Raw genomic sequence first — 8,417 nt, 5'->3', positions numbered from 1 at the left:
CAGCCAACCGAGCCCTACCCATTGACATTACCGGCGACTGCGAACCCGATTTTATTATGCAGGTCTTTCGCAATAATGGTGTCGTCTCAGAACGAGAGCAAAACGGCCTCAACCGTCCCACCAACTTTTACATGGCAGTGCGGGTGTACGCCGTCTTAGATAACCCGGTGAATTGGGGAGATCTTGAAACAGAAGAAGCAGGGCTGCGGTTTACAAGCGGTGATGGCAGTCAAAGTACTCGCCCCCTTGCTGTCATTAATACCCAGGTGAACTGGAGTGATACCCGTGATTCCCTGTGCGAGTTTCACAGTGCCCAAGGCGGTTGTGACGGCTAGCTTAGGGTTACACAGCGCTCCGTCAAACATTCACCCAACCATTTAATTCTTTGTTTCACCACTGAGCACCGTCCACTCTGAGTCACGAACCATGGTCACATTCTTCTCTCACCTCTTTCGTCGTTATGCCCGCCGCTCTCAACAGGCTTCTGCCGGCTTCACCATGATGGAAGTCTTAATTGCAGCAGCGTTGGCAGGCATGATTATTTCTGGCTTGCTGTATTTGGTCTTAGAACTCATGAGTACCAACCAGCGAGAAGCAGCCCGCGATGAAACCCAGCAGGATATGCAAAATGCGTTGGACTACATCAGTGCTGAACTGCGTGAGTCGGTCTATGTTTATGAACCTGTATGTATAACCGGACGGGGTGCTCCGGGCACCGATGACTTCTGTCCAGGTATTGTCAATCACTTACCCGCCAATCTCACCCAAAACAGTGTGCCGGTGGTGGCCTTCTGGAAGCAAGAGCGGTTTCCAGATGCGATTTTACAAGCCTGTGCCAATGGCAATGCACCTGAAGACACCAACTGCATTAACGGTCACTCCTATTCACTCGTGGTTTATCTGTTAAGTGATGGCGAGAACTGGGACGGACAGGCTCAGCTAACGCGCTATTCTCTCACCGAGTTTACCCAAGGGGGAGCGCGCCGCCCTGGTTATGCCAACCCAGGAGCTCAACAGAACTTCAGAACCTGGCCTTTCTTAGGGGACGAGAATTTACAAGTGGGCAATGCAGACGGACGTCCTGATGTTTTAGTTGATTTTGTCGATGGTGGAGAAGGGGCCAACGCTCAATTTGTTGCCGCTAATGAATCTGTTTGTCCTACAGGCTTTAACGTTAGTCCATCGGATGCACTTCTAGACGCCACAGGCTTTAACGGAGTCCGCAGTTTTTATGCCTGCGTTGGTCCCTCAGCCACCAACCGTAATACGGAGGTGATCCTTCGCCTACGTGGCAATGCGGATGGACGGTCTGGGGCTCAAAATGAAGATTCCTTTATGACCGCTCTTGAAACTAGGGTCTTGAGCCGTGGGGTGATTGGCAAAACACCTATTGACTAAACTAGACGTGAGCCTTGATTGACTAGAAGAGGATAGCCTCAACCTGGGTGCAAGAACAAGCAGTACTACCGGCAGTCGGAGATTTAAACCAATGTTAACGAATTTACAGTCATGGGCTTGGAGAACCACCATGAGAGCAAAACTGCTTCGCCAACCAGCCAACGCCGGCTTTACCCTGATTGAGGTTTTGGCGGTCGTGATTATCGTGGGCATTCTGGCAGCGATCGCCGCTCCAGGATGGGTTGCCTTTGCCAACTCCCGCGAGGCTAATCAGCTTGCCGACCAAGTATTTCAGCGCATCCGCCAATCGCAAACTGATGCAGGGCGCTTACGCAGCAATCAAGTGGTTGAGTTCAATGACGGGAATCCACCGGTCATGAGCTATGGCTCTTCAGTGGGTGGGGGGCGTAATACCGAGCTTTTGGGTGAAGGACGGCTGGCCAATGGAATGGCTAGCTTAGACGTCTTTGATGTCAACGGTGCCGAGGTCGATTCGGTCATGTTTGACCCCAATGGCATCTTGGTTTCAGATGGCAATCTACCGATCACTGTGGCCGTTCAAGTGCCGGCAGATGGCTCTGGAGCTACCCGCTGTGTGATCCTCAAAACCTTGCTGGGTGCATCTGAACTTGCCCAGGGTGATGCCTGCACCCCTTAGTAACGCAAGACAGAAGAACGAAGACAGAAAAACGAAAAGGAATTCTAGGACACACAAGGTTTCCCGCCTCAGCACATAGGCGGGTTACTTAGGCCTCAGGGTACTAGTTCTTGCTCGTGCTCCTGCTCTTGGATCTGATACGGGTCACGCAGAGCGACCTGCAGCTAGCACTACCCAGGATGGGCCTGATCCAATAGCTACTCTACCCTTCGGTACTGTGGCAACTTTGGGGCCATGGCATACCATGCAGCGATCGCTGCTCATCTAGTGAGGGCAGCCATAGCGGTTGGAGGGCACCCCTATCAGGTTGCTGGCTAGGCAGGAATGGGTTGTTCGCTTTCTACTTCACTGCGACGCAGCCATACACCGCGCAGACCAGCGGCCCTTGCACCTTCATAGTCTTGGCGGAAGCTGTCGCCAATGTGCCAAGCTTCATCTGGCGAACAATCATGTTTTGCCAGGGCAAGTTCGAAGATCCGAGCATCGGGCTTGGCTGCACCCACATGGGTAGAAAGGGTGACGGAGGAAAAGAAGCCGTCAAGCTTCAGTGCCGGTAAGACCCGGTGCAGTCGGGAATCAAAGTTGGAGATAATGCCTAGCTCAATGCCTTGGCTTTGCCAATGCTCTAGCGCCCAGCGCACATCTGCATAGATGAACCACGGATCAGCGGTGGCAAAGTGGGCATAGAGGGAGGCAAAAAAGCCGGCAAAGTTATCAAACTGGTCAAGCACACCAGCTCGCTGGAAGGTCTGAGCAGCGATCGCCCACCACCAGCCAAACTCCCGCTCTTCAATTTCATCCTCATCAATACCGGGAAAGGCCATGGTCGAAGCGGCCTTAAAACTATCGTAAAAGGCCTCGTTCACGGCGATTGGATCCGCCTGGACGCCATAGACCTTTGCAATATCGCAATAGACTTCACCAACGGTTCCACGGACGCCAATGAGGGTGCCGACCGCGTCCAGAAAAATAACTTTAGGACGTTTCATCGTAAGTTGAATACCATCAACGGAGAGACTTGAGCAATCAGGTAGATAGCAACTCCCGCAGGGGACGGGCAATCCAATTTAAGCCTACTTTGAGTTGATGATCAAAGGTAGGCATGCGATAAAGATAGGCCAAGCGACGGAAAATGTGGGCCAGTTGTCCATCTAACTTTAGACCCAAGCCCATTAATGTTGCGTTATCGATACCTAAGGTCATCATTTCGCCTAGGTTTTGGTAGCGGAAGGGCAGCAGGGGGCGATCGCTCAAATCGGCCCAGATGTTCCATGCGGCATAGTCGGCTTGCTGGAAGGCAGCTTGAGCGGTGGCAGGAATGCGTTGCCCATCGGCGTCTTCACAGGCGGCTAAATCACCAAGGGCGAACACATGGGGATGCTCTAAAACCTGGAGCGTATCGGTAATGGTGAGTTGTCCCTGCTCGTTGTGGGGAACGGGCAGCGATCGCACCACCTCGGCCACCTGGGTGCCCACGGTCCATAGAACAATGTCAACGGGAATGGTGTCGATTTGCCCCCGATAGTCAAGGGATAGGCTATCGCTAGTGACTTGGGTGACTTGGGTTTCGAGATCCAGCCATACACCGCGATCGCTGAGGGCCTGGCGGGATGCCTCGCGGTTAAACTCGGGCGATCGCTTCAGCAGATCTTCGCCCCGTTCCACCAATCGCAGCCGTCCCCGCTTGCCAAGGCGATCGGCCAGCTTGCAGGCCAGTTCCACGCCGCTGGTGCCGCCGCCCACGATTGCCACGCGAATTTTGTCTACCTCGGAGGTTTCCAACAGCCGCAAACGTTCATCAAGGCGATAGGCATCATGAACCGTGCGGAAGGGAATGGCGTACTCCTGGGCACCGGGCACTTGATCTACCGGGGTTTCGCCGCCTAGGGCCAGCACGAGGCGATCGTAGTCTAGGGAAGACCCATCGGCGAGGTCAACGCGCTGGTTGGCTAGATCTACCTGGCTAACGGCAGTTTGGCGAAACTGAATTCGGGTTTCGGCTAAAAGTTCGGCATAGGGCGGTGCGACTTCCCAAGCCTGTAGTTCGCCGGTCAGTAGTTCGTATAGCAACGGTGCAAAGGTAAAGCGATCGCGCTGATCGACCAGGGTAATGCGAGGATGCTGGAGCGGTGGCCAGGGGAGGCGATCCAGCGCCAGTGCTGTATAGAGACCCCCGAAGCCTCCACCGAGAATACAGATATGTGCAGGTTGCTGAGTCATGGTTATCCAGTAGACGGCAAAATAAGGGGTGAGGGCAATGAAGCGATCGCCATCCTCTCTATTGTGTACCACGTCCCAGCAGGTGTGTGCTCGGCCCGGTGGCAGAACCCCGCGATCGCGCCCACAATCTACCTTCGACACGGTCTTTTCATGGGATCGCCCATTCGCTGTCTAAGCGATCGATTGCGGCAGCTCACCTGGGAACTCTCGGGGACTCTCGATGCTCTATTTCAAGGTCGATCGCCCCTTAGGCGTGCCGATGCACCAGGGTAGAGCTGGATTGATCCGTGGGCAACAGCAAGATCTCACTGAGGTTCACATGGGGAGGACGGGTGGCGCAAAATAGCACGACTTCAGCCACATCCTCTGGCGTTAAAGGGGTCACATTGGCATAGACCTGGGCAGCGCGATCCTGGTCGCCATGAAACCGCACCTGACTGAATTCTGTTTCCACCAATCCTGGATCGACAGAGCTTACCCGCACGGGTGTACCCGATAAATCCATCTTCAGTCCATGGCTGAGAGCACGCACCGCCGCCTTGGTGGCGCAATAGACATTGCCCTTGGGATAGGACTGATGTCCTGCGATGGAGCCAATGTTAATCACATGCCCTCGCCCCCGTTCCACCATGCCCGGCAGCACGGTACGGGTGACGTAGAGCAGCCCCTTGAGGTTGGTGTCGATCATCTCGTCCCAATCTTCTATACTGCCTTGCTGGAGCGGCTCCAACCCGCGACTCAGCCCGGCATTGTTCACCAACACATCAATGGCCTGCCAGTCTGCTGGTAGGCCCTGCAAGACGGCTTCCACCTGGGCGCGATCGCAAACATCCATAACCACGGGATGAATCGCGATTCCATACTGATCGACCAACGCCTGGGCGATCGCCTGCAAGCGCTCCTGCCGTCGGGCCGCGAGAATGAGCCGTGTCCCCGCTTCGGCGAAAGCTGCTGCACAGGCTGCCCCAATGCCGCTGCTTGCCCCTGTAATCAGCACCGTCTGATGTTGGATAGAAACCATAGACCTTTAATGAATCAAACAACTACGCAGCAGTCTTTAGCTTCCTTGGGATGCGTCATCGGGGCGGACGATATGCAGCCGTCGCGTCACCATCGTGATACCATCTTCCCGCACCAAGACGGCCGAAATCCAGCGGCTGCCAGGTGTTTCTGGCGCTTGGCCAATTTTGAACAATCCCCCAGCCGGCAAAACGGTCAATTCCACATCCATGGGGTCGAGATAGCCAGCCAAATCGACGGGTTCATCAAGGGCGACCCCCATTAACCGTTCCCCTGCCAACGGTTCTAGGACGATGGCATCAAAGGTAAAGGAGCGACCCATGGCCACTGATGCAGGCAGGTTAATTTGCACCGTGGGCGGATTGCTGCCCGACATCAGCACCGTTTCTTCGGCAAGAATTTCCTGCTCGACAATTTCCGAATCCACTAACCGCTGGCGGGCTTCTAGGGTTGATGTGAATTCAAAGGGGCGATCGCCCACTAGGGGCGTGCCGGTAATCAACGTCATGGTTTCCGTGATAATGGCGTCGCCGTCTTGCTCCCAAGACAAAAGCTGAGTTTCATAGGTGAGCCCTGGATATTGCTCCCACAGCGTGGTTAGAGCATTTTCCATATCGCGGTAGCTGAGTCCGTCTGCACTACGAAAGTCTTGGCTATAGTGCTGCATCACCTGACGTACATCAGCTTGGTTGGCAGCGGCATCTAGGTCAGCAACAAACTCCAGCACACTGGCGGGGGCCGTTTCTGGCGGTGCGGCCATCACGCGATCGCCGCCCCCCATCACTGCTGACAGCACAACGGCGGACGAGACAGACAGGCTTTGCATCCAAGCAAGCCATCGCCGAGCGTTGACAGGGGCAAGGATAGACCCATGAGGTACAGCGGCTTCGGGGGTGTGTGGGATGGACATAATGTAGGATTTCAAAGGTCAAGGTTATGAGGTGGGGAGGGATAGGCATCGCTATCCGCGCGCGCCCTAGGTTTTCTATGATGCACGTCCAATTATGGTCGCAGCGATAGGGGAACGACAAGGGAGCCACCGATGGGTTCCGCTCCATGGGGCAGCGATCGCCCAACTGTTGCATTTCACGACCAAGGCGATCGCATCGTCATCGAAGTGCTGTATCGTGGCGGAGGAATGCTCTAACCCGGCAACACAGCGTTTGACGATGACCATGGCACATACTTCTAAGCTTTTGATTGCCGCCAGTGGCACCGGCGGGCACCTGTTTCCAGCGATCGCGACGGCGGCCCACCTTTCAGACTACAGCATTGAATGGCTAGGGGTTCCTGATCGCCTAGAAACCCAATTGGTTCCCCAAACCTATCCCCTGCATCTGATTGACTTTGAGGGATTGCAGCGCCGGGGACTGGCCACTGTCCCAGTTTTTGGCAAACTCGCCAAAGCGATCATCTTTACGCGCCGTCTGCTCCGTCAAGGACAGTTTCGGGGCGTGTTTACCACCGGTGGCTATATTGCCGCCCCGGCGATCATGGCTGCCCGTTCCCTGGGTTTGCCGGTCATTCTCCACGAATCTAACGCCCTCCCCGGCAAGGTTACCCGTTGGTTTAGCCCTTGGTGTACCGCCGTGGCCCTAGGGTTTGAAGCCGCAGCAGCCTACCTACCCCACACCCAGACTATCTGTGTGGGCACCCCCGTTCGGGATGCTTTTCGGCAAACAGAGCGATCGCCCCTCGTAGACCTGCCCATTCCCGATGACGTACCGCTGATTGTCGTTGTTGGCGGCAGTCAGGGTGCGGTCGCCGTCAATCGTCTGGTGCGCAATGCCGCCTCTGCCTGGTTTGAAGCCGGAGCTTGGGTGGTGCATTTAACCGGCACTAACGATCCTGATGTCGATACCCTCAAACATCCCCACTACATTGCCCGACCCTTCTATGACGACATGGCCGGTCTACTGCGCCGTGCTGACCTCGCCATCAGCCGTGCCGGAGCTGGTACCCTCACGGAATTTGCCATCACCGCTACTCCGTCGATCCTCATTCCCTATCCTTTTGCGGCCGAAGATCACCAAACCTACAATGCGGCAGTCTTTGCGGCTACCGGTGCAGCTCAAGTTTGTCAACAATCTGCCCTGAACGCCGAACACCTGCAAGAAAAGGTGTTGAATTTGTTACGTTCACCGGAGCAACTACAGCAAATGGCCAAAGCTACCCAAGCCTTGGCGATCGCTGACAGTGCGGAACAACTTGCCCTATTTATTCAAAAGATTCTCAACACTTAGTTACATCTAAACCGGTGATTTAAGCATTCTCCATGATGAAGTTCAGCTATTAGCAACATTCCGAAAAAAGCAGCCTGTTTTCATAAATCAATGTCACAAATTATGGTGATCAACTTATCAAGAATTAATGACAGAGCTGCAGTGAGACATCTATGATGAAGAGGTAGGGGATCAAGAGCTTTGTTCACTCAACTCAGACATTATCACCCACTCGCCGTTCTCGATCGCCTGCCATCAACAACACTAGCCCAATACATAGTCCCTTAACTTTAGGGCGATTTGTTTCACCGCTGTCCCTGTTGTAAAACGGCTGAGAGGCTTTTATGAACATCCTTAAACTGACCCAAAACGCCCTGCAATATATCTCTGAAGGAGTGGCTCGTTTATTCAGTCCTAGAGATGATCAATATCCTGACATTGGCGTTCAACCCTTTGAAGGCGAACCACTCTCCGAATGGGTTGATTTATCTAATACCAAACCCTAGGTTTTATCCTGTACACATCACGTCATGAATGACGTTGTATATCGCGATCAAAAACGTTTGCGCAGGATCTAAACTTGCTCGTCACCACCAATGCCGCACCTTATGCTTGAGGTTGTGATGCCCAACCACAGCCTCAGACATCCGCTCTCCATACCCGCGCGTTGGTTATGAACTCCAAAGTTTACGTTGGGCAGTTGCTGCATGGATAGGCAAACAGGTCACTCTCTTTTGGAGGGATGGCCTGTTTTTTTATGCTGTGGCTGTAGGCGGTTGGGTGGAGACATGTATAAACATTCCAATCTTTGAACATGTCTAGAGTTTTTTTGATGTCTGAACCCATGGGACGACGGCTATAATTCTCCAAACCGCTTTGGTAGATGCTCTTCAGGCCCA

The 8,417-nt window shown here is 54.0% G+C and carries 10 protein-coding genes; 5 read left to right on the top strand and 5 right to left on the bottom strand.

Features of this window, described 5'->3' with window-relative positions:
* The 3 genes from V6D20_04125 to V6D20_04115 all read left to right on the top strand — a co-directional run.
* Positions 1-335: hypothetical protein (locus V6D20_04125; GenBank protein HEY9814979.1), on the top strand; the 335-nt coding region annotated here is incomplete at its 5' end.
* A 91-nt stretch (positions 336-426) separates the two neighbouring features.
* The gene (locus V6D20_04120) at positions 427-1,398 is read left to right on the top strand and encodes a hypothetical protein (GenBank protein ID HEY9814978.1); all 972 of its coding nucleotides are present in this window, start codon (positions 427-429) and stop codon (positions 1,396-1,398) included.
* A 130-nt stretch (positions 1,399-1,528) separates the two neighbouring features.
* The gene (locus V6D20_04115) at positions 1,529-2,056 is read left to right on the top strand and encodes a prepilin-type N-terminal cleavage/methylation domain-containing protein (GenBank protein HEY9814977.1); all 528 of its coding nucleotides are present in this window, start codon (positions 1,529-1,531) and stop codon (positions 2,054-2,056) included.
* Between the two features lie 314 nt (positions 2,057-2,370).
* Here V6D20_04115 and V6D20_04110 read toward each other — a convergent pair whose 3' ends face one another.
* The 4 genes from V6D20_04110 to V6D20_04095 form a co-directional block, all read right to left on the bottom strand.
* Positions 2,371-3,045 (bottom strand): HAD-IA family hydrolase, encoded by a 675-nt coding sequence (locus V6D20_04110; GenBank protein ID HEY9814976.1) that lies wholly within the window; start codon positions 3,043-3,045, stop codon positions 2,371-2,373.
* Positions 3,046-3,082: 37 nt separating this feature from the next.
* Positions 3,083-4,417 (bottom strand): NAD(P)/FAD-dependent oxidoreductase, encoded by a 1,335-nt coding sequence (locus tag V6D20_04105; protein ID HEY9814975.1) that lies wholly within the window; start codon positions 4,415-4,417, stop codon positions 3,083-3,085.
* A gap of 106 nt (positions 4,418-4,523) precedes the next feature.
* Positions 4,524-5,297: an SDR family oxidoreductase gene (locus V6D20_04100; GenBank protein HEY9814974.1), complete on the bottom strand. Its 774-nt coding sequence runs from the start codon at positions 5,295-5,297 to the stop codon at positions 4,524-4,526.
* Between the two features lie 36 nt (positions 5,298-5,333).
* Positions 5,334-6,206, bottom strand: coding sequence for a hypothetical protein (locus V6D20_04095; protein ID HEY9814973.1), 873 nt, complete (start codon positions 6,204-6,206; stop codon positions 5,334-5,336).
* A 265-nt stretch (positions 6,207-6,471) separates the two neighbouring features.
* Between V6D20_04095 and murG the strand changes: the two genes are divergently transcribed.
* Entirely contained in the window at positions 6,472-7,539 is a 1,068-nt protein-coding gene (murG, locus tag V6D20_04090) for an undecaprenyldiphospho-muramoylpentapeptide beta-N-acetylglucosaminyltransferase (GenBank protein HEY9814972.1), read from the top strand.
* Between the two features lie 323 nt (positions 7,540-7,862).
* Positions 7,863-8,024 carry a hypothetical protein gene (locus V6D20_04085; protein HEY9814971.1) on the top strand — a complete coding sequence of 54 codons (162 nt, stop codon included), beginning with the start codon at positions 7,863-7,865 and terminating at the stop codon, positions 8,022-8,024.
* A 181-nt stretch (positions 8,025-8,205) separates the two neighbouring features.
* Here V6D20_04085 and V6D20_04080 read toward each other — a convergent pair.
* Positions 8,206-8,417, bottom strand: a 212-nt coding sequence (locus V6D20_04080; GenBank protein HEY9814970.1) for a hypothetical protein, incomplete at its 5' end; no start/stop codon positions are given.

This window comes from Candidatus Obscuribacterales bacterium (genome assembly GCA_036703605.1).
GTDB lineage: Bacteria > Cyanobacteriota > Cyanobacteriia > RECH01 > RECH01 > RECH01.
Note: the sequence above shows the minus strand (reverse complement) of the source record. Positions and strands in the feature narration are given on the sequence as shown.

Excerpts from the sequence above, each read along its gene's own strand:
- V6D20_04085 (HEY9814971.1), top strand. The coding sequence starts at position 7,863 with ATGAACATCCTTAAACTGACCCAAAACGCCCTGCAATATATCTCTGAA.
- V6D20_04110 (HEY9814976.1), bottom strand. The coding sequence starts at position 3,045 with ATGAAACGTCCTAAAGTTATTTTTCTGGACGCGGTCGGCACCCTCATT.
- V6D20_04115 (HEY9814977.1), top strand. The coding sequence starts at position 1,529 with ATGAGAGCAAAACTGCTTCGCCAACCAGCCAACGCCGGCTTTACCCTG.
- V6D20_04095 (HEY9814973.1), bottom strand. The coding sequence starts at position 6,206 with ATGTCCATCCCACACACCCCCGAAGCCGCTGTACCTCATGGGTCTATC.
- murG (HEY9814972.1), top strand. The coding sequence starts at position 6,472 with ATGGCACATACTTCTAAGCTTTTGATTGCCGCCAGTGGCACCGGCGGG.
- V6D20_04120 (HEY9814978.1), top strand. The coding sequence starts at position 427 with ATGGTCACATTCTTCTCTCACCTCTTTCGTCGTTATGCCCGCCGCTCT.
- V6D20_04100 (HEY9814974.1), bottom strand. The coding sequence starts at position 5,297 with ATGGTTTCTATCCAACATCAGACGGTGCTGATTACAGGGGCAAGCAGC.